Annotated in this window: 19 protein-coding genes; 9 read left to right on the top strand and 10 right to left on the bottom strand. The window is 42.7% G+C overall.

What is annotated here, in order from left to right:
• The first annotated feature begins 78 nt into the window (after window positions 1–78).
• A complete protein-coding gene (ispE, locus tag AC1XUE_RS22300; protein WP_483358226.1) occupies window positions 79–912 on the top strand; it encodes a 4-(cytidine 5'-diphospho)-2-C-methyl-D-erythritol kinase in 834 nt (277 codons plus the stop codon).
• 91 nt (window positions 913–1003) lie between these two features.
• On the top strand, window positions 1004–1615 hold the full coding sequence (locus tag AC1XUE_RS22295) for a cytochrome c oxidase subunit 3 (protein ID WP_483358225.1): 612 nt from the start codon (window positions 1004–1006) through the stop codon (window positions 1613–1615).
• Here AC1XUE_RS22295 and AC1XUE_RS22290 read toward each other — a convergent pair.
• The 9 genes from AC1XUE_RS22290 to AC1XUE_RS22250 form a co-directional block, all read right to left on the bottom strand.
• Window positions 1590–2828, bottom strand: a complete 1239-nt coding sequence (locus AC1XUE_RS22290; RefSeq protein WP_483358224.1) for a TCR/Tet family MFS transporter — start codon at window positions 2826–2828, stop codon at window positions 1590–1592. The two genes, AC1XUE_RS22295 and AC1XUE_RS22290, sit on opposite strands and share 26 nt — an antisense overlap.
• Window positions 2829–2881: 53 nt before the next feature.
• A complete protein-coding gene (locus AC1XUE_RS22285) occupies window positions 2882–4462 on the bottom strand; it encodes an OmpA family protein (RefSeq protein WP_483358223.1) in 1581 nt (526 codons plus the stop codon).
• A 74-nt stretch (window positions 4463–4536) separates the two neighbouring features.
• Window positions 4537–5118, bottom strand: a complete 582-nt coding sequence (locus AC1XUE_RS22280; RefSeq protein ID WP_483358222.1) for an LOG family protein — start codon at window positions 5116–5118, stop codon at window positions 4537–4539.
• Window positions 5119–5161: 43 nt separating this feature from the next.
• Window positions 5162–6544, bottom strand: coding sequence for a UDP-N-acetylmuramate--L-alanine ligase (locus AC1XUE_RS22275; RefSeq protein WP_483358221.1), 1383 nt, complete (start codon window positions 6542–6544; stop codon window positions 5162–5164).
• A gap of 177 nt (window positions 6545–6721) precedes the next feature.
• The gene (locus AC1XUE_RS22270) at window positions 6722–7387 is read right to left on the bottom strand and encodes a bifunctional 4-hydroxy-2-oxoglutarate aldolase/2-dehydro-3-deoxy-phosphogluconate aldolase (protein ID WP_483358220.1); all 666 of its coding nucleotides are present in this window, start codon (window positions 7385–7387) and stop codon (window positions 6722–6724) included.
• A gap of 63 nt (window positions 7388–7450) precedes the next feature.
• The gene (locus tag AC1XUE_RS22265) at window positions 7451–8446 is read right to left on the bottom strand and encodes a PfkB family carbohydrate kinase (RefSeq protein WP_483358219.1); all 996 of its coding nucleotides are present in this window, start codon (window positions 8444–8446) and stop codon (window positions 7451–7453) included.
• A gap of 166 nt (window positions 8447–8612) precedes the next feature.
• Window positions 8613–10034, bottom strand: a complete 1422-nt coding sequence (gene uxaC / locus AC1XUE_RS22260; RefSeq protein WP_483358218.1) for a glucuronate isomerase — start codon at window positions 10032–10034, stop codon at window positions 8613–8615.
• A gap of 79 nt (window positions 10035–10113) precedes the next feature.
• Window positions 10114–11304: a mannonate dehydratase gene (uxuA, locus tag AC1XUE_RS22255; RefSeq protein WP_483358217.1), complete on the bottom strand. Its 1191-nt coding sequence runs from the start codon at window positions 11302–11304 to the stop codon at window positions 10114–10116.
• 169 nt (window positions 11305–11473) lie between these two features.
• Window positions 11474–12085, bottom strand: coding sequence for an RNA polymerase sigma-70 factor (locus AC1XUE_RS22250; RefSeq protein ID WP_483358216.1), 612 nt, complete (start codon window positions 12083–12085; stop codon window positions 11474–11476).
• A gap of 284 nt (window positions 12086–12369) precedes the next feature.
• On the opposite strand from AC1XUE_RS22250, the gene AC1XUE_RS22245 reads away from it, so the two are divergent.
• Window positions 12370–13404, top strand: a complete 1035-nt coding sequence (locus AC1XUE_RS22245) for a LacI family DNA-binding transcriptional regulator (RefSeq protein ID WP_483358215.1) — start codon at window positions 12370–12372, stop codon at window positions 13402–13404.
• A gap of 227 nt (window positions 13405–13631) precedes the next feature.
• Here AC1XUE_RS22245 and AC1XUE_RS22240 read toward each other — a convergent pair whose 3' ends face one another.
• The gene (locus tag AC1XUE_RS22240; RefSeq protein ID WP_483358214.1) at window positions 13632–14912 is read right to left on the bottom strand and encodes a DUF349 domain-containing protein; all 1281 of its coding nucleotides are present in this window, start codon (window positions 14910–14912) and stop codon (window positions 13632–13634) included.
• A gap of 69 nt (window positions 14913–14981) precedes the next feature.
• On the opposite strand from AC1XUE_RS22240, the gene ettA reads away from it, so the two are divergent.
• The 6 genes from ettA to AC1XUE_RS22210 all read left to right on the top strand — a co-directional run bounded on the left by ettA (window position 14982) and on the right by AC1XUE_RS22210 (window position 20402).
• Entirely contained in the window at window positions 14982–16649 is a 1668-nt protein-coding gene (gene ettA / locus AC1XUE_RS22235; protein ID WP_483358213.1) for an energy-dependent translational throttle protein EttA, read from the top strand.
• Between the two features lie 101 nt (window positions 16650–16750).
• Window positions 16751–17206, top strand: coding sequence for a DinB family protein (locus AC1XUE_RS22230; RefSeq protein ID WP_483358212.1), 456 nt, complete (start codon window positions 16751–16753; stop codon window positions 17204–17206).
• A 10-nt stretch (window positions 17207–17216) separates the two neighbouring features.
• The gene (locus AC1XUE_RS22225; protein ID WP_483358211.1) at window positions 17217–17813 is read left to right on the top strand and encodes an HD domain-containing protein; all 597 of its coding nucleotides are present in this window, start codon (window positions 17217–17219) and stop codon (window positions 17811–17813) included.
• 146 nt (window positions 17814–17959) lie between these two features.
• The gene (locus AC1XUE_RS22220) at window positions 17960–18517 is read left to right on the top strand and encodes a DUF4256 domain-containing protein (protein WP_483358210.1); all 558 of its coding nucleotides are present in this window, start codon (window positions 17960–17962) and stop codon (window positions 18515–18517) included.
• Between the two features lie 74 nt (window positions 18518–18591).
• A complete protein-coding gene (locus tag AC1XUE_RS22215) occupies window positions 18592–18801 on the top strand; it encodes a hypothetical protein (RefSeq protein WP_483358209.1) in 210 nt (69 codons plus the stop codon).
• A 521-nt stretch (window positions 18802–19322) separates the two neighbouring features.
• Entirely contained in the window at window positions 19323–20402 is a 1080-nt protein-coding gene (locus AC1XUE_RS22210; protein WP_483358208.1) for a baeRF3 domain-containing protein, read from the top strand.
• Window positions 20403–20477 lie beyond the last annotated feature (75 nt).

Below are 20477 nucleotides of genomic sequence, written 5' to 3'. Positions count from 1 at the left end.
AAATTAATGCCTTTTACTAAAACAACCATAAAGATTAATACAGCTCGAAACCATGATGCCGGATAATTACAGATATTTGTGGACGACAATATCAACAATTGCATGCTTGTATTTCCGAATGCCAAAATCAATATAGGGCTTAATATCATCGAAAAGCGACCAGATGGATTTCATAACATCTCCTCACTATTCTATCCGGTAGGCTGGACCGATGCACTTGAAATAACCTTATCTGATGCAACACGTTTTTCTGCAGATGGAATTGTAATACCCGGAAGTGAGAGTGAAAATTTATGTTTAAAGGCATATCATATGCTTTCCGCTGATTTTGATTTACTCCCTGTTCATATCCATCTTTTAAAGGCGATACCTATTGGTGCAGGATTGGGAGGAGGTTCAGCGGATGCGGCATTTACCATCAGCGCACTCAATCAACTTTTTGACCTGGGTATTCATCAGGAAAAACAAATTGACTATGCACGTAGATTAGGCAGCGATTGCGCTTTCTTTATTTTAAACAGTCCAATGTATTGCTATGGCAAGGGCGATCAGTTTGAAAAAACAGATCTTTCACTTTCCGGAAAATGGATCGTGATGGTCAATCCGGGTATCCATATTTCAACGGCTGAGGCATATTCGGGCGTCAAGCCAACCCATCCGGAAACCGATCTGAGGGTATTGATCAATAGTCCGGTTTCTTTGTGGAAAGATACGATCAGGAATGATTTTGAAGCAGGTATTTTTAAAATGCATCCCGTTTTAGAGCAAATCAAGGAAAGTTTATACCAGAAAGGAGCTTTATATGCAGCAATGAGCGGCTCCGGCTCAACTTTATACGGAATTTTTGAAGAAGAAACTGACTTATCTGGCCATTTCGATCGTTACAACATATGGCAGGGGAAATTAAATTAACTGAATTACAACAGAAAGTATCCAGGTGGTGAATAGAAATGGAATGACATTCACTTGTTACTTTTGAGTAAGAAAGAACAACTATACAGCAATGAGCACTAAGCCATCTACCAAACCACAGGAAAATCTCTTCTCAAAAAGAAGGGAGCCATTTGGCTTTATGCTTTGGCTCGGTGTAATCGGCAGTACTTTACTGTTCACTTCTATTTTTGTTGTATATCTTTTCAAAATGAATGAAGAGAATAATTACTTCGTCGCGCTCCCGGATATGTTCTGGCTGAGTACGCTGATTATTCTTTTCAGCAGCATTACCTTACATGAGGCGAATCTTGCCTTTGTGCAGGAAAGGTTTCTGCATTATCGCGTTTTTTTAGGAAGTACAGCTATTCTGGGATTGACCTTTATGGTACTACAGATCACAGGATGGCTGGAAATGATAGAATCTAATGTCTTTCTTCACGACAACAATTCAGCAGGTTTTGTTTACCTGCTTACCGGTCTCCATTTAGTACACATACTGGCAGGAGTCGTACTGCTTTACTTGCTCTTCAGGAAGGCGATTAAAAACCGGACCTATATCGATTCATTTGTTTATAGTGTAAATCCGCCCAATGTATTACGGCTGAAACTGGTTACCCGTTACTGGCATTTTGTAGATGCTTTGTGGCTGGTAGTATTTATCCTGCTTGTTGTTCTGTATTAGTACTTCTATTTTTTTTCAGACTGGCTCTGGCCATAAACGCACCGATAAGTGTGAACAAAGCTGCCAAAAGCATAGGTGCTCCGGGAAAATAAGCGGGTGCTGAAGAAGCAGTAAAGGTTGCAAAAAGATTGCTCATAATGAGCGGACCAAAAATAGAAGTCAGACTTTGAAGACTAGTCAGTGCACCTTGCACCTCTCCCTGCTCACTGGAACTGACCTGCGTGGAAATTATACCCTGTAATGAAGGTCCCGCAATACCACCCAGCATATATGGAATCATAAAAACATACATCATCCAGCCCTTTGCAGCAAAGGCGAACAAAGTAAATCCGAGGGCGTACAACAGCAAACCTATATAAACCCCGCGCTTTTGCCCCAGTTTAGGAATGATCAGACGTATCAGATAACCCTGAACAATTGCACTCATCAATCCAATGGCGCCCAGAGAGTAGCCAATCTGAGCCTCTCCCCAGCCAAATTTTTCAATCACATAAAATGACCAGTTACTCTGAACTGCATGCATGGCCAAATATACCAATGTCAAAGCGCCGATCAGACCAAAAATGACAGGATACCGCGTCAGATTAATAAATGCACCAAGCGGATTAGCCCTTTTCCATTCAAACTTCCGACGGTGCTCGGGCTTCAGCGATTCCGGCAAAATGAAATAACCATACAGCCAGTTGACAAAAGAGAGCCCGGCAGCAGCCATAAACGGCACGCGTGAGCCAAACTGCCCTAACAGACCGCCCATGACAGGACCAATAATAAATCCTAAACCAAAGGCCGCTCCGATCAGTCCGAAGTTTTGAGCGCGTTTTTCTGGTGTACTCACATCTGCAATGTAAGCAGCTCCTGTTGTAAAACTTGCGCCCATAATCCCTGCCACGACCCTGCCTATATACAACCACGCAAGTGTAGGGGCAAATGCCAGAAACAGGTAGTCGACACCAAAACCAAACAGCGATGCCAGTAATACGGGCCGACGGCCAAACCTGTCACTGATCCCGCCAATAAGCGGTGCAAAAAGAAATTGCACCAATGAGTAGGTAACCAGAAGCCAACCTCCATCCCTGGCCGCTTCGCTGATGCTGTCGCCAGTCAGTTCATTGATCAGTTTGGGCATTACAGGAATAATAATACCAAGTCCAATCACATCAATCAGCAGCGTGACGAAGATAAAGCCAATAGCAGGCGACCGTTTGAAAGACATTTCTCAGGGATTATAAAATGAAAGAGGCCGGAAAACCGGCCTCTAAGTAATCATTATTTTTTCAATATTTTAAATTCTACCCGCCGGTTTTTCTGCTGTCCCTCCGGTGTATCATTTTTAGCTACCGGAACTGTCTCTCCGTATCCTTTACTCTTCACTCTGTCAGGCTCTACACCCTTCCCAATCAAATATTCCTGAACCGAATCTGCACGATCCTGCGAAAGTTTCAAATTGAAATCATCTGCCCCGACATTATCTGTATGCCCGCCGAGCTCTACAAACATGGTTTTATTTTCCTGCATGGTGATCGCGATACGATCGAGTTCCGGAAACGACTGGCTATTCAATGTAGATTTTCCAGTGGCAAAGAAAATGTTATTCAGCCTTACGATCTGTCCTTCTTCAATCGGAATCAATTTTAGTGATTTATTTGTAATCTCACTAAAATCTCTGGACTTCCCGTCCGCAGTGGAATCTGTCAGATCGACGTTTTCTCCTTCGGCAATGAAATTAGGAGCTATTGCACGCCAGCTGTACTTTTTACCTTTTGGCAATATCAGCTTATACTCACCTGTAACAGGGCTGGTAGTAGCAGTCCCCACCTCCTCTCCCGTCTCCAGATCTTCATAAACGATGGTTGCTTCTACAGGCTTTCCTGTTTTTGAATCAATTACTTTTCCACTGATCATCGCCACAGGATCCGGTGCAGGCACAGCGGCTATCGGAGCCTGAGCGGTATCCCCTTCCACCATTTTCGGTTTTAAATTATAGCGAACCACATCACCTTTTCCTTCAGTATCCTTGAATGAAACCATATAGGCGTAGTCCCCCAAAGCCGATATGGAATAGTAGGCGTCATAACCATCTGTATTGATTTTCTCACCCAGATTTACCGGCCGACTCCACCTTTTCCAGCTTTTATCAATCCTTTTACTATAATAAATATCATTGCTCCCTTGTCCGCCTTTACGATCACTCGAGAAATACAAGGTTACGCCGTCTGCTGCAAGAAATGGCGTAGTTTCAGTAAACTCCTCACTATTGATCTCCGGACCGAGGTTTAAAGGCTTACTCCATGAACCATCTTTCTGTTTGAAGCTGACATAAAGATCATCGACCTTACTGTTTTTCTTCTCACTAAAAGACATTACCAGTACCTTTCCATCTGTTGAAAGATATCCGCAGTCAAATTGCCCTTTGCTGATCTTCGAATAGCCGGGTATATCAATTTTATTAGGGGGAGTCCAACCACGTGCTGTTTTTTTACTGGTCGAAAAACCCCTTGTTTCGTAGACTCCATTTTTATATGAACCCTTAATCAGGATGGTGTTCCCATCCGGCGTGATACTATACAAGCTATTGTAATCTTCTTTGTTGAGAGGTGCCGGTAACTTGCGTGCTAGTGTCCAGGTATCGTTTTTCAATTCTGAAAACCATATATCCTGACTTCCCTTCGTTCCATGTGTATTCTGCGGATGACTTACTCTTGAAAAATAGAGTGTTTTCCCATCAGGAGAAATCGTGGGGGCTATCTCATTATATTGTGTATTTACATTTTTACCCAGACTCTCAAGCTGAGCATAAGCAGTAGATACGTACACAGAAAAAACAGCCAGAAGCAAAAAAATTCTCATTGTATAGTGCAGGGTATTGATGTAGCATGTTACGTTGATCCGACATTCTTGCAAATATCATGATCTTCATTCACCTATAACGTTTTATCAAGCGGCTTATTTTCTGTTTTCATTTTTACAAAAGCCTCCATGTTGCTAAGAAGCTCTACGGCATTGTCTGCAACAATCAGCAATTGACGATAATCAATATGTAAAAATCCTTCTTCCACCATTTTATCCAGCTGAAGAATCAACAGATCATAATATCCATTTACGTTTAATACACCCACCGGACCATCAAAAATTTTCAATTGTGCCCAGGTCAGGATTTCAAATAGTTCATCAAAAGTACCATATCCGCCAGGCAAAGCTATTACACCATCTGACAGGGAAACCATCTTCGCTTTACGCTCATGCATAGTTTCCACAAAATGCAGTTCAGTCAGTGTTTTTTGAGCCACTTCCAGTTTGGCCAAAAAATTAGGAATGATTCCTGTAACCGTACCACTATTTTCCAGCGATCCGTCGGCCACACGCCCCATCAATCCCATATTCCCGCCACCATAGATAACGTTAATCTTTCTCGCTGCCAACTCTTTTCCGAGTGCATAGGCCTGCTCTGCGTAAACAGGACTTTTTCCAAAATTGGAACCGCAGTAAACTACTATGGAGCGCATTGTTATTTTAAAACTAAATGATCGTTGTATACATGAGCGTGAACTACTTCACGATGTCTTCCACTAAGGCTTTCAGATCAATATCCCCGAAAGTACCTGAGCTCATCAACAGCAAATTGGTATTCTCCCAATTTTGGTTTTTCAGAAATGCTTCCAAATCTTCCACTTTGGTAAATACTTCCAGATCCTCTCTTTTGAAAGCTTTGATGATATCTTCTTCGCTGAGTGGCTCCAGTCTTTTATGTTCAAGAGTAAGCGGGTTAAAATAAACTACAGCCACATCTGCAGCATCCAGCTTACGTCTGTATTGCCTTAGAAATTCTTTGTTCAGACTACTGAACGTATGTAATTCCGCTACTGCTACCAATGTTCTGGCAGGAAACTGCTCATGCACTGCTTCAGTTGTTGCACCTACTTTCGACGGAGCGTGTGCAAAGTCGCGGTAAACCGATGTCGTATCGTTTTGAGCGAGCATTTCCATACGCTTGGAAGCACCTTTGAACGACTGAATGGCTGCATAAAATGCTTCATCTGTAATCCCTACACGTTCACATACCGCTCTGGCTCCACTGATATTTTTCATATTGTGATCCCCGAATACAAGAACTGGTACTTCTCCCTGTTCCGCGGTAATCAATATCGTTTTTCCGTCTTCAATCTTGTTCGGATGAACATGATATGCCATATTAACAACATCAATACGCTCTTTCTGCCCGATGACATCGAGCATGTCGTCTGTTTCATCGTATATAATGGTGCCGGCTTTAGGTAGTGAATCTGCCAGTAGCTCAAATTGCTTCACGTAAGATTCCCATGTTGGAAATACATTGAAATGATCCCATGCGATACCGCTGATCAATGCGATATGTGGCTGGTAGTGCATGAACTTGGGCGTATGGTCCAGAGGAGATGTAAAGTACTCATCACCCTCCAATACGATAAGAGGAGCTTCGTCTGAAAGTTTCACCATATTTTCAAAACCGTCCAGCTGCGCACCTACCAGATAATTGAATTGCCGCTTATTGAATTGAAGCACGTGCAATACCATAGAAGTGATCGTAGTTTTACCATGACTTCCTGCTATAACGACACGTTGCTTATTCTGACTTTGTTCAAAGATATATTCAGGATAGGAATAAATTTTAATTCCCAATTCTTTGGCTTTTGCCAGCTCAGGATTATCCTGGCGTGCATGCATTCCTAATATCACGGCTTCGAGATCGAGGGTCACTTTCTCAGGATACCAGCCTGTCTTTTCAGGTAATAATTCATATTGTGCCAGGCGGCTTGAGGAAGGTTCATATATTTCATCATCAGAGCCGGTAACCAGAAAGCCCTTCAGATGAAGTTCGATGGCCAGATTGTGCATTACACTACCACCAATCGATATAAAATGTATTTTACGAATATTATTAATTTGAGTCATTGCAGGTATTGAAACTGATTCGGAGCGAAGTTAGCAAGATTTGATGTTCGGGACAATTAACAAATAACGCCTTTATCCAAAAATTACCTATACCGATTGGCAGAATAAACAGAAGCACAAAAAAAATAGCCGGAAGTAAACTCCCGGCCATGTTCCTATTTTTTATATTAATTTCAATCAGGATTGTGCCCTGAATTGTCTTACAAGGTCTATACTTTCTGAAACTTTTTGCTGTATCCAGCCATAATCGCCTGTTGCCAGTACCTCTTTAGGAAATAGATTGGAACCTAATCCTACTGCATATGCACCTGCTCCAAACCATTCATCTATACTTTCCTTTGTAGGCTGTACGCCTCCTGTTACCATGATTTTGATATTTGGCATAGGTCCTTTCACTGCTTTCACAAACTTAGAACCTACTACTTCACCAGGGAAAAGCTTCACGACTTCGGCTCCCGCCTGTTGTGCATTGTATATCTCCGTAAGCGTAGTAATTCCAGGGATCCAGGGAATGTTTGCTACTGCACAAACCTTACCTACTTCGGGGTTCAGGCATGGTGTGACAATAAAGTCCGTACCTGCATCAATAAAACGTTGTGCTGTTTCTGCATCATAGATCGTACCTATTCCGAATGATAAACCCGGCAGACTTTCCTTTACATAAGCCAAAAGCTCCACAAATACATTGTAAGCATTTTCACCACGATTGGTAAATTCGAAAACCCGTGCACCACCTCTGTAGCTGGCATTGATTACTTCCTTCGCGATTTCTACATCTGCATGGTAAAACAGAGGCAGTACGCCTACTTCATTCAATAAAACCAACGTTGTTTCCTTATCCATCTTATGTTTAGCTGTGAGCCTTCGCCATAGGCGATCGCTCTTTTGAAACTTTGATTTTAATATTTATCTCTTGATTCTGCCTGACGTTTCTCCCTGACGAATCGCTTCTACTTCTGCTTCGGTTGAAATCAGGGCATCTCCCTCTATGGTATGTTTCAGTGCAGAAGCAGCTACCCCAAATTCGAGTGCCTTCTGGTCATCATCAAATGAAATTAATCCGTGAATCAAACCTGCAATGAAAGCATCCCCTCCACCCACACGGTCAATAATCGGATTTATCTCTATATCAGCAGTTTCCAACAGCTCTTTTCCGTTCCAAAGCAGGGCGCGTAAAAGGTTATGAGAAGCGCTGATTGATGTTCTTTTCGTATCTACCACCTTGCTTACCTGTGGGTATGCCTTCTGTAGATTGACACTTGCTTCTACAAAATCGTTTCCTTCTATCCCGAAAATTTCAAGAATATTCTCTTTGTTAGCAATTACTATGTCGGTTCCTGCTGTCAGTTCCGGCAATATGTCAGATGGTTTTTTTCCGTATTTCCATAGATTAGCACGATAAAAAATATCTCCTGAAACGGTCAGTCCATATTTCCGTGCCGTTTTAATACCGTTCAATAAAGTATCTGCCGCGCCTTGTGAAAGAGCAGGGGTAATTCCCGCCCAATGAAACCATTTGGCATCTTTCAGGATTTCGTCCCAATTGATTTCCTCGGGCTCAATCGTTGCAAGAGAAGAATTGGCGCGGTCATATACAATTTGACTTCCACGTAATGCAGCACCTGTTTCAAGGAAATAAACCGCCATACGAGGTCCTCCGTAAACAATATGCGATGTATCGACTCCATGTGTAGCCAGGTACTGAGAGGCTGCACGACCGATGGGCGAATCAGGGAAGCGCGTCACGTGAGCGGTATCATGCCCCCAATAAGCCAGCGCTGCCGATACATTGGCTTCGCCTCCGGCATACGTTACGTTCAACTGACGGGCTTGTTCAAAACGGGAAAAACCCGGTGTAGAAAGTCGCATAAGCACTTCCCCAAAAGAAATTATCTGAGCCATATTGAAAAGCTGTTGACTGCTGTCCGGCTAGCAAACCGGCAACAAATCCTTGAATAATTGGAATATCTGTTCAAAAATAAGCTAATAAATAATAAAATAGCCCTTAACATAAAGTTTTGGGCTATTTCATTATCCGGCATAAGTGATGTGTATCTAAAACCTACCTTTAAAATCCGAAATAATTCTTCGCATTGTTGTAAGATATATCGGATACCATCTGACCCAGCCATGGAATATCCTTTGGTAATTCTCCGTTTTCAACATCATTACCAATGAGGTTACAAAGAATTCTTCGGAAGTACTCGTGACGCGGGTAGGAAAGGAAGCTGCGGGAGTCTGTAAGCATTCCGACAAAGCGGCTAAGCAGCCCCATATTAGACAATGCATTCATCTGTTTTTCCATACCATCCTTTTGATCCAAAAACCACCAGCCTGATCCGAACTGCATTTTTCCAGCCACTGTGCCATCGTTGTAGTTACCGATCATCGTAGCCAATACTTCATTGTCAGCAGGATTCAGATTGTAAAGAATTGTTTTGGCAAGCTGATCCGTCGTATCCAGTTTATTAAGGAATTTCGATAATGCCTGTGCCTGACTATAATCACCAATGGAATCCCAACCTGTATCAGGACCAAGTTCTCTCAGCATGCGGGCATTGTTGTTTCTTAAAGCACCCAGGTGGAATTGCTGCGTCCAGGACTTCGCATGATCCAGTTTCGCAAGGTCATACAGCAACACAGATTTAAATGCCAGACTCTGCTCTGCACTTGGCTGCTCTCCTTTGATGGCTGCAGCGAATGCCTGCTTAGCTGCATTTTCATCAAAAGAAGAATAAATATGCTCCAGACCATGATCTGATAGTTTTCCACCCATTTCGGCAAAGAAATCATGACGTTTCTGAAGGGCGGCCAGCAAGTCTTCATAAGAGGCAATTGCACTGGTGCCAGCTACATCGGCCAGTTTGGATAAGTATTGCTGAAAATCGGCTGGTGTATCAATCAGAAGCATGGCTTTATCCGGACGGAACGTAGGCAATACACGCAGATCGAAACCGCTTTCGCTGATCTGTTGGTGATAAGCAAGAGAATCAACCGGATCATCTGTAGTACAAACCACCTTTACATTCATTTTCTGCAACAAACTTCTCACGTTGAAATCCGGGCGTTTCAGTTTGGCTGAACACTCATCATATATCTCACGTGCCGTGTCTTTGTTCAAAAGAATGTCAATATCAAAATAACGAAGCAGTTCCAGGTGTGTCCAGTGATACAGCGGGTTGCGCATCGTGTAGGGAACCGTGGCCGCCCATTGCTCAAACTTCTCCCAATCGCTTGCATCACCTGTACAGTACTTTTCATTGATCCCGTTGGAACGCATTGCGCGCCATTTGTAATGATCACCATATAGCCAGGCCTGCGTCAGGTTCTCAAACTGCCTGTTTTCAGCAATTTGATCTGGCGGAAGATGGCAATGGTAATCTATAATAGGCATGTTTTTAGAATACTCATGATACAAAACCTGTGCTGTTTCTGTTTTCAGCAGGAAATTTTCATCAATAAATGTTTTTTGTGCAGTTGAAGTTGCCATTGTGTTTAGCTTTAGACTGTGAGCAATTAGCTGCCAGCCGCGGTATTTGAATTGATGATGCCATTTCAGGCACTAATTACTATTTCAAACTTTTTTCTATACCCATCTCAAGACCACGTAGTTCAGCCAGACCTCGTAAACGTCCGATGGCTGTATAACCTGGATTCGTCCTTTTGGTAGCAGAAAGATCATCCAGCATACGGTGACCATGGTCCGGACGGAAAGGCATTCGTAAGTCGGCACGTCCATCGTCCCTACGTTTCCTTTGCTCTTCGATCAACGCCTTCATCACCCCGTACATATCCACGTCTCCATCGAGATGATCGGCTTCATAAAAACTTCCGTCTGCCTCGCGGGTTGTGGCTCTCAAATGTATAAAATGGATGCGTGACCCAAGACGGGCAGCCATTCCAGCCAGGTCGTTGTCTGCACGGACACCATAAGACCCGGTACAGAAACATATACCGTTCGCTTCGTGATTATATGCTTCCAACAGGCGCAAAGCATCACTTTCCGTGCTGACTACACGCGGTAACCCCAGAATCGGATATGGAGGATCGTCAGGATGTATGGCCAGTCGGATGCCTGATTGCGCTGCAACCGGCCCGATTGCCTGAATAAATCGATATAAATGTGTGCGCAGTTCCAAATCACCTACATTGCTATAAGTATCAAGTACTGCTCTGAACTCTTCAATAGTAAAACTTTCTTCCGAACCAGGTAAGCCGGCGATGATATTGCGAACCAACAGATTCACAGCATCTTCAGAGGCATTATCAAGCCAGGTTTTAGCCTTCGTCTTTTCCTCATCGCTATACGCTTCCTGCGCAGCTTCTCTTTTGAGCAAATACAGATCAAAAGCAGCAAACTGGGTGGCATCAAACCGCAATCCGGTTGATCCGTCTTTCATCGGAGCATTAAGATCCGTACGTGTCCAGTCCAGAACTGGCATAAAGTTGTAGCAAACGGTATCAATGCCGCATTGTCCCAGATTAATCAGTGATTGCTGATAATTGGCAATATATGTTTCAAAGTTGCCGGTACGCGTTTTAATCGCTTCGTGAACCGGTACACTTTCTACTACCGACCAGGTAAGACCCGCATTTTCTATTTCTTCCTTTCTTTTCAGAATTTCATTGACTTCCCAAACTTGTCCGTTGGGAATATGATGCAAGGCAGTAACAATTCCAGTGGCACCTGCCTGGCGTATATCTGATAGCGAGACAGGGTCATTAGGACCGAACCAACGCCATGTTTGTTCTAAAGGCATATTTAATAAGCTATCGGCTTTCGGCTGACAGCTATCGTCTTTAAGCACAAGGCTATTGGCATATAGCTGCTGGCAGTTCGCCTGAATTAATTTTGTTGTATTGTAAATGTATTGAAATTTTAAATCAGTGCGCAATCCGGCCGATTGCTGACAGCTGATAGCCGAAGTTTTAAGCTACCAACCTGTGCTCAGGCACTCTTTCACGCAAGACTTTCAGCGCGCGGCTCATTTGTGTTTCTACTGTTTTAACAGAAATCGCAAGGCGTTCTGCAATGTCACGATAACGCAAACCTTCTTCACGGCTTAAGCGAAAAATAATCTGACACTGACGTGGCAGGTCATTTATGCAGCCTTCGATATGATCGTAAAATTCATTGAAAGACATTTCTTCTGCAGGCGAGTGATGATCTGCATGGGTCATATTCCATTGAACAGATTCCAGCGATTCTCTTTCGTATTGGCGATGTACTCTCAGTTTCAGATAATCCAGTGCCTGATTTCTTACCGCCCGGTATATATAGGCCTGAAAAGAAGTGTGCACTTCAATCTGCTCACGGTTTTTCCAAAGCTTGACAAACACATCGGATACCACTTCCTCGGCAATTTCGCGGGTTACCACCACCCGCATCGCATAGTTACACAGTGCTCTGTAATTCTGTGTAAACAGTTCACGAAATGCATAATAATCTCCATTCGCAACTACCCTTCCAAACAGGTTTTCCAAAACATTTTTCTGGGAATGTACCGACGGTAATGTGCTGGTAAAAGTCTTCGTTTCCATTCAGGATGATGATAGGTTAACAATTGAAAAATTCCTTGAAATACTGTGGTGTATGGTCCGTTGTTTGGTCTAAAAACATAACTAGTTTAGCTACTCACTCGTTGATATGCAAAATATATTCTTGAAAAAATGAATATATTTACGCAACCGTTCCCGGAACCGTTCCCGTTTTGCTGTTTTTTCCCGGAACTTTTATCGATTCTCTATTTTTACGCATTAATGCCCGATTAGTGAATTTGCCAGAAAAAATATCAAAATTGCATTATTCTGATAATACTCCGTAAATGAAGAAAACATCCGTTACCATTAAGGAAATTGCACGGCTTTTAGATATATCAAAATCCACCGTTTCCAGAGCACTTCGGGATAGCAGTGAGATTAGTGAAGAAACCAAAAAAAAAGTGATAGACCTTGCAGAATCGCTTCACTATTCCCCTAATCCTATCGCATTAAGTTTACTGAAAAATCGGACGCATACGATTGGTGTCATTGTGCCGGATATCGCTAACCGTTTTTATTCATCCACTATCGGAGGTGTGGAAGATATTGCTTACAGTCGCGGTTATCATACCATGATATACCAAAGTCATGAATTGCGTGACAGGGAAATGTCGGCCACGCGCCATATAGCTCAGAGAAGAGTAGATGGCCTCGTTGTTGCCATATCCAGCCAGTCGGAAAACATGGACCATTTTGTCGAATTACAGGAACAGGGCATTCCGGTAGTATTATTCGACCGGGTACTTGACGGCTTAGAAACACATAAAGTACGGGTTGATGACTACAAAGGGGCTTTCGAAGCAACAGAACATCTTATTTCCCAGGGTTGTAAACGAATCGCACATATTGCCGGCCCTCAGCCGGTGTCCATCACCAGAAACCGACTGGAAGGATACAGGGATGCGTTAAAAAAGCATGGGATGGAATTTCAGGATGAATGGGTGTTACATAGCCCGATTACCCAGGAAGGTGGTACTGAAAGGACCTACCAACTCATGGCACTACGAAACCGGCCCGACGCAATATTGGGAGCCAGTGATAGAATTACAATGGGTATCCACTGGGCATTACGCCAACTTGGTTATAAGATGCCTGACGACGTGGCCGTGATCGGTTTTTGCGATCTGAGTCTCGCTTCACTTATGGATCCACCGATCAGCGCAATCACGCAACCTTCTTTTGAAATGGGACAACAGGCTACTTCGCTATTACTTGATCTGATAGAGAGTAAAAATCCTCCTGCCCATTATGAAACCAGAGTATTGCAGTCAAATCTTGTAATTCAGAAATCTTCGTTGAAAGTATCTGTGCCTGGTTGAGGTGACAAAAGGCCAAAGGTTCTAAAATTAAAGCTGCCACGAATGCACGAATAAACACGGATTGACTCCATTTTGATCTTAAAATTCGTGATTATCTGTTCATCCGTGGCTCATTTCTCTGCGGCTTCCAGTTTGGTTTGCACTGAGCTAAAGAACATAAAAAAGGTACACAAAGACATTTAATCTCCGTGTACCTCTTCTATTTCTCTGTGAACCTCTTTGTAACCTTAACCCGTGATCGATTTCAGTTTTCGCTCAAACTCGGAAAGGATTCTTTCTTTCATTGCCACTTTGCGTTTCTGAATATTGATACGGCCCATTGCCTGTTTATCTATATCAGGATCACCGGTGGCTGTTCTATCAAATTCTATAATCGCAAATTCCAGATCGCTTTTTTCGCGTTTGGCGAGCCATTCCAGTTCGCGGTGTTTGGTACGCAGCTGCTCTTCTTCACTTTTCAGATCAAATGCCGGATACTTGCGGCTGATCACACGTGCCAAATAACTCAATTCAAAAATCTTATCGCATACCATTCTGAAACGTTCAGCAAGCTCCTTGTCTGCTAACTTGAAAGGAATTTTAATTTCCTTCCATTGACTCAGCAGCGCTTTTGCTTCTACTGATGCGCCTATGATATCCGGCTGACGAAGGAGTTGCTCTGCGGTAGCAAGCAACTTTTGTTGTTCCACGATACGCGGGTCAATACGTACTTTAGGTTCAATCCCTTTGGCCAGGTTATATTTATCGTAAAATAATTTCAGGAAGTGTCTGTAGGCTTTATTCACCTTGAAGAAACGCTTCGGCGGAACTTCACCTACGTTGTTCCATGCATTCCGTACATCCCTTGCTTTTGAGTAAGCATCATCCAGATCACGCGAGTAACTCAGTGTCTTCGTAATTTTTATCAGGCGTTCATATTCATCAATACGTTCCTGATTAATGCGGTTCTGCTCATCAAAGTAATCCCGGCGTCTCTGGAAGAAATTATCAAGAATATCCTGAAATTTGGTTTCCACTTCTTCCTGATATTCCTTCTCTACAGGCCCTGTGCGTATCCATTTCGCTTTGATCTCCTGAATCTGATCCGTAGCGGCGGCGTAATCTTCAATGGCTGCAGCTGCAGTAACATCCTCAATCAGTGCACGTTTAATTTCCAGATTTTTGAGCTGATTTACCTCGATCAGCTCACGCAGGTACTCTTCTTTCTTTTCAAGCCGGTCCAACAATGGTACGAAATCGCCAAGGGCATCAAACCCTTTGAGTTTCCTTTGTAATTGAATCAACTTTGTCAGATAGGAGCCTTTGTTGAGTGCTTCGTCAATTTCGCTTTCCAGCTGCTCAACCTTGTTGAGAACGATAACAAACCGATTTTTAAAATAATCAATGGCCTCCTGCTCTGTCCTTTTTACTTCTCCAATTTGCCGGTCGGGGAAATCCAGATACCCCTTTAAAAATACTTTGCTGTCTTTGACGTAGCCGTATTCATCATTCAGTGTGGCATTTTCCATTCTTTAATTTTTTTTATCTGCTAAGTGTAGGGATATAACGATATTTGTTACGCACAAATTAACTAAAAAATGAGTAACGAAACCATTATTTTCTCAATGTCTGGGGTTAACAAAGTGATTCCCCCAAACCGTCATATCATTAAAAATATTTATTTATCCTTTTTTTATGGTGCTAAAATTGGGGTTTTAGGTCTGAACGGATCAGGTAAATCAACCCTACTACGTGTCATTGCAGGCATAGATAAAGATATTCAGGGTGAGGTAGTTTTCTCTCCCGGCTACTCTGTTGGTATGCTGGAACAGGAGCCGAAGCTGGATCCTACCAAAACCGTCAGAGAGGTTGTAGAAGAAGGTGTACAGGAGATCGTAGACCTGTTAAAAGAATTTGATCAGATCAATGAAGCTTTTGGTGAGGAAGATGCTGATTTTGACAAATTACTGGAAAGACAAGGTGAAGTGCAGGAAAAACTGGACACACTGGATGCATGGAATCTTGATAATCGGCTCGAAATTGCAATGGATGCGCTAAGATGCCCTCCATCCGAGACCTCTATATCCATACTTTCCGGGGGTGAAAAGCGCCGTGTTGCATTGTGCCGTCTACTCCTTAGCCAGCCTGATGTCCTTCTTCTTGATGAACCTACCAACCACCTTGATGCCGAATCGGTATTATGGCTGGAAGAGCATTTAAGACAATATAAAGGAACAGTAATCGCAGTTACCCACGACCGGTATTTCCTTGATAATGTAGCAGGATGGATACTGGAACTGGATCGTGGCGAAGGTATTCCCTGGAAAGGCAACTATACATCCTGGCTGGAGCAGAAACAGGAGCGTCTGAAGAAAGAAGAAAAAACCGAATCGAAACGCCAGAAAACTTTACAACGCGAACTTGAATGGGTTCGTATGGGCGCGAAAGGCCGTCAGGCAAAGTCCAAAGCGCGTTTGGGAGCATATGAAAGATTGCTGGGCGAGGAAGGCAGAGAAAAAGAAGAAAAATTGGAGCTTTTTATCCCGGCCGGGCCACGTTTGGGCAACAAGGTGATAGAGGCTCACGATGTATCCATGGGCTTTGGAGACAAGCTGCTTTATGAAAACCTGAATTTTGCATTACCTCCAAATGGTATTGTGGGGATTATCGGGCCAAACGGTGCTGGTAAAACAACACTTTTTAAATTGATTACAGGACAGCTAAAACCGGTAAGTGGTCATTTTGACGTAGGCGATACAGTACAATGGGCTTATGTGGATCAGGAACACGACAACCTGGATCCGAGCAAAACCGTTTACCAAAGCGTAGCGGACGGCAACGAATGGATTATGCTCGGTGGTAAACAAGCCAATGCACGTGCCTATGTGAGTAGGTTCAACTTTGGTGGTGGCGATCAGGAAAAGAAAGTGGGAACATTGTCGGGTGGTGAAAGAAACCGCGTGCATTTGGCGATGACGCTAAAAGAAGGTGGAAATTTACTGCTGCTCGATGAGCCTACCAATGACCTGGACATAAATACGCTACGTGCATTGGAAGAAGGACTTGAAAACTTTGCAGGTTGCGCCGTCATCATCAGTCACGACCGTTGGTTCCTCGACCGCGTAGCGACGCACATCCTGGCATTCGAAGGCGACTCACAAGTATACTGGTTTGAAGGTAACTTCTCGGAATACGAAGAAAACCGCAAGAAACGCCTTGGCGGTGATGCGACACCTAAGCGGATTAAGTATAAAAAGCTGGTATAGGAAACATTTGAATTAGCTTAAAGCGCTTGAAATGTTAGCCTGCCGAAGGAAACTTTTCAGGCGCTTTTGTTTTATATATTCAGTTAACAATTTCGGTAAATATGACCGTAGAAAAAGCGATCAAACGATTGCAATACATTATTGATACTGCTCCTGCACTTTTCGCACAAATTGATGAATTCGATTTTTCCGACAAAACATCTCCCGAGAAATGGAGTAAAAAAGAAATACTTGGCCATCTGATTGATAGTGCTGCAAACAACCACCATAGATTTGTTCGCGGACAGTTTGAAGAAAATCCAGAAATAGTTTACGATCAGAATCAATGGAACAGATACAGCTATCACCAGGCAATGGATCTCCAACAAATTATAAGTTTCTGGCTTTCATACAACAGGTATATTCTCGAGATTGTCAAACTTATTCCAGAAGAGAAAATGTCATACAGTATAAAAATCAGAAAGAACTTTCATTCAATTGAGTTTTTATTCATTGACTACATTGCGCATTTGGAACATCATTTAAGGCAAATTATAGATCCGGAAGAGCTAAATTAACTTCGAAAAAATGCAAACCAACGACCTACTTCAACAAATAGAATTCATCAAGGAAATTGATAAGCTCAAATACATTCAGCGGAAAACGAAGCTTTTTAATAGCGACAGAAATGAGAATGATGCGGAGCATAGCTGGCATCTGGCTGTAATGGCGATTATCCTTTCACAACATGCCAATGCGGAAGTTGATGTGTTAAAAGTAGTAAAAATGGTACTGATACATGATATCGTAGAGATCGATGCAGGCGATACGTTTATCTACGACGCGGTAAAGAACCACACCAATACAGATGAAGAAAGGCTCGCAGCAGAACGCATTTTTGGTATGCTCCCCCGCCAACAGGCAGATGAGTTGATCGCGATCTGGGAGGAGTTTGAAGCGGGGGAAACCAACGAGGCCAAATTTGCTAAATCTATGGACCGTCTGGAACCGTTGCTACAGAATACATCCAACCAGGGTGGAACCTGGAAAGAATTTGGTGTGGGTTATGAAGAAGTATACGAGAAGAAAAAGGCAATTAAAAATGGCTCGGAAACGATTTGGGCTTATGCTGAAAAACTGATTGAGGACAGCGTTGCCAGCGGCATTCTAAAAAAAGATCTATAGTAGCTTACGGGGCTGTCATGGTATTTAAGGTCAGACGATATAAAACGATCGAACCTCATTACCTGATCATAAAGTCAGATACAGTATTTTTCACCAGCTTCGGTATTTTCTAGAAAAGGTATACAACACATACAAAATCACGAGCAATGAAAAAGGAATTACCAGCTGACGTAAAAGAAGAGCTGCTTCAAACCCTGAAAGCACGCTTTGAAAAAAATATAAATCGCCATCAGGATATCGCATGGAGTGAAGTGCTGGCACGACTTGAAGCCAATCCCGAAAAGCTCTGGTCACTTAGTGAAATGGAAGCTACCGGGGGTGAGCCGGATGTGGTAAGCACTGATGCCAAGACCGGAGAATTTATTTTCTTCGACTGCTCACCGGAAAGTCCAAAGGAGCGCAGAAGCCTATGTTATGACCGAAAGGCACTTGACGCCAGAAAAGCCAATAAACCCATGAACAGTGCCATAGATATGGCGGAAGAACTGGGAATTGAAATGTTGAACGAGGAACAATATCACACGCTTCAACAGCTTGGGAATTTCGATTTAAAGACATCCAGCTGGTTAAACACCACGACTGACGTGAGAAAACTGGGTGGTGCTATTTTTGGAGATCGCCGTTTCAACAGGGTTTTTATTTACCATAACGGGGCCGATTCGTATTATGGAGCACGTGGATTTCGTGGAGCCCTGAGAGTTTAACATGGCTTGCTAACTCTTTCGATATACTCACACAATCAATACAGGAGAATAAGCGAATTGAGTGCAAGTGCATCATGTCAGACGAAGAATGGATAGGTACTGGTATTTCCTTCGATTTATCTGAAAAAGAAGGCGTAACTTCTATTACACTCAATCACTTTAACTGGCGTGAGCGTACGGGTTGTTACCGCTGGTGTGCCTATAATTGGGCTATGTTTCTTTTCAGCCTGAAAATTTATTGTGAAAATCAGAAGGGATTGTCTTATCAGGACAGGAAATTCTGAAGAATTGCAACCAATGGAATAGCACTTTCCGAGCTTTATCAATTACGCTAAACGGAAGATTTCGCTACAACTGTGGTCATCTGTTCACAATATCGTCCGTTATGTAGCTTCAGTCAATATCTTAGAAACATACATGTATTATTAGTCCGTTTCTCCCGGGATATGTTCCGCCTCAGTCACTGCCGTAAATTCAGCAAAATGATCTCTTATATATAGCTTCCAAGCTATTCATTTCATACGAATCAGTACTTTAAGCACACTTTCAGAAAAAGCGCATGGTTTTCTGATACACGCTGAATATGGATCGTAATCCAAAGAAATGATTAGGTCCGATTCTACCCCAAGATAACTCAACTCAGTCTTCCAATCCAATGTAATAATAGGATTTGGTATCATTTTCTTAGTCACTCGTAATTAATATCAATATGCTGATGACCCTACCGGTTCAGCATGCCAATTACAATTCAATCATATTTTACCTCAGATATGATCATTAATTCATCTAACTAAAACATTCAATTATGGCTTTAAAAGACAAAATAACCGAACTCGCCAACGAAAATAGCTATCCTTCCATCACCATTTCACTTAATACGCACAGAACACATCCAGACAGCGAGCGTGATGGAATTGTGCTTAAAAACTTAATTTCAGAAGCGACTGACCGCCTGAGCAATGAGTTTGATAAACGTGAAATTCAGCCTGTAATAGATCAGCTTAGCGCTGTGGAAAGCGAAATTGACATCAATTACAATTTGGATAGTCTGCACATATTTGTTTCAAAGGAGACCAAAGAAATCATCAAATCGCCTTGGAAAACGCAAGAAGATAGTGTGCACATTACAGATTCTTTTGCGATAAAACCACTTCTTAAAGCATACAACCGAAGCGAGGAATATATGATTCTGCTTGTCTCGCAAAGCGGCGTAAGGCTGTTTGAAGCGATTAATGACGCTATTAATGTAGAAATTAAAAATGATGATTTTCCTACATCGGAAAAACCTCCTATCAGTGCAGATCCTGAAGTACGGAATGATCCGAAAAAAGTAGATGATACACTTCGGGAATATCTGAACAAAATGGATAAGGGGTTAGTAAAAATTTACAATGAAACCGGGCTCAAGACGGTTTGTATCTGTACAGAAACCAATTACGTCAGACTCATGGAAATTGCTGACAGACCCGACGCTTATCTTGGATACCTGGCCGTTGATTACAACAACGCTGAACCGCATCAGTTGGCTGCACAAGCCTGGACGTTGATCAGGCAAAATCAAAAAGAACGCATCAGAGAGTCAATCACCGAAATGAAAGAGGCTGTTGGACAAGGAATGGTAATTACGGACCTACAAGAGATATACAGGGCCTCAAAAGAAGGACGTGCAGACTTGTTAATTGCACATGAAAGCTTCAGTCAGCCTGCCAGGATCGTGGATGATTTCTCTATAACTTTAACAGATGACGGCACCGGATCAGAGGTGGTAGACGACATCACCAGCCATATTGCCTGGGAAGTAATTGCTAAAGGCGGAAGAGCTATCTTTACCAGCAACGACGACATCAAAGAATTGGGTGAAATAAGCCTGAAGACGAGGTACTGATTTAATTCCCAACCTGCAACAATGCTACTTCAGCACAATTCCACTTTGTAGGTTATAACAGATGGGAATGTTATA

This window comes from Dyadobacter sp. HNCC25DJ187 (assembly GCF_056895255.1).
Note: the sequence above shows the minus strand (reverse complement) of the source record. Positions and strands in the feature narration are given on the sequence as shown.

Coding starts and splice junctions, on each gene's coding strand:
- ettA (WP_483358213.1), top strand. CDS start 14,982: ATGAGTAACGAAACCATTATTTTCTCAATGTCTGGGGTTAACAAAGTG.
- AC1XUE_RS22265 (WP_483358219.1), bottom strand. CDS start 8,446: ATGGCTCAGATAATTTCTTTTGGGGAAGTGCTTATGCGACTTTCTACA.
- AC1XUE_RS22215 (WP_483358209.1), top strand. CDS start 18,592: ATGTCAGACGAAGAATGGATAGGTACTGGTATTTCCTTCGATTTATCT.
- AC1XUE_RS22250 (WP_483358216.1), bottom strand. CDS start 12,085: ATGGAAACGAAGACTTTTACCAGCACATTACCGTCGGTACATTCCCAG.
- AC1XUE_RS22270 (WP_483358220.1), bottom strand. CDS start 7,387: ATGGATAAGGAAACAACGTTGGTTTTATTGAATGAAGTAGGCGTACTG.
- AC1XUE_RS22220 (WP_483358210.1), top strand. CDS start 17,960: ATGAAAAAGGAATTACCAGCTGACGTAAAAGAAGAGCTGCTTCAAACC.
- AC1XUE_RS22290 (WP_483358224.1), bottom strand. CDS start 2,828: ATGTCTTTCAAACGGTCGCCTGCTATTGGCTTTATCTTCGTCACGCTG.
- AC1XUE_RS22245 (WP_483358215.1), top strand. CDS start 12,370: ATGAAGAAAACATCCGTTACCATTAAGGAAATTGCACGGCTTTTAGAT.
- AC1XUE_RS22295 (WP_483358225.1), top strand. CDS start 1,004: ATGAGCACTAAGCCATCTACCAAACCACAGGAAAATCTCTTCTCAAAA.
- uxaC (WP_483358218.1), bottom strand. CDS start 10,034: ATGGCAACTTCAACTGCACAAAAAACATTTATTGATGAAAATTTCCTG.
- AC1XUE_RS22280 (WP_483358222.1), bottom strand. CDS start 5,118: ATGCGCTCCATAGTAGTTTACTGCGGTTCCAATTTTGGAAAAAGTCCT.
- AC1XUE_RS22230 (WP_483358212.1), top strand. CDS start 16,751: ATGACCGTAGAAAAAGCGATCAAACGATTGCAATACATTATTGATACT.
- AC1XUE_RS22285 (WP_483358223.1), bottom strand. CDS start 4,462: ATGAGAATTTTTTTGCTTCTGGCTGTTTTTTCTGTGTACGTATCTACT.
- AC1XUE_RS22210 (WP_483358208.1), top strand. CDS start 19,323: ATGGCTTTAAAAGACAAAATAACCGAACTCGCCAACGAAAATAGCTAT.
- AC1XUE_RS22240 (WP_483358214.1), bottom strand. CDS start 14,912: ATGGAAAATGCCACACTGAATGATGAATACGGCTACGTCAAAGACAGC.
- uxuA (WP_483358217.1), bottom strand. CDS start 11,304: ATGCCTTTAGAACAAACATGGCGTTGGTTCGGTCCTAATGACCCTGTC.
- AC1XUE_RS22225 (WP_483358211.1), top strand. CDS start 17,217: ATGCAAACCAACGACCTACTTCAACAAATAGAATTCATCAAGGAAATT.
- AC1XUE_RS22275 (WP_483358221.1), bottom strand. CDS start 6,544: ATGACTCAAATTAATAATATTCGTAAAATACATTTTATATCGATTGGT.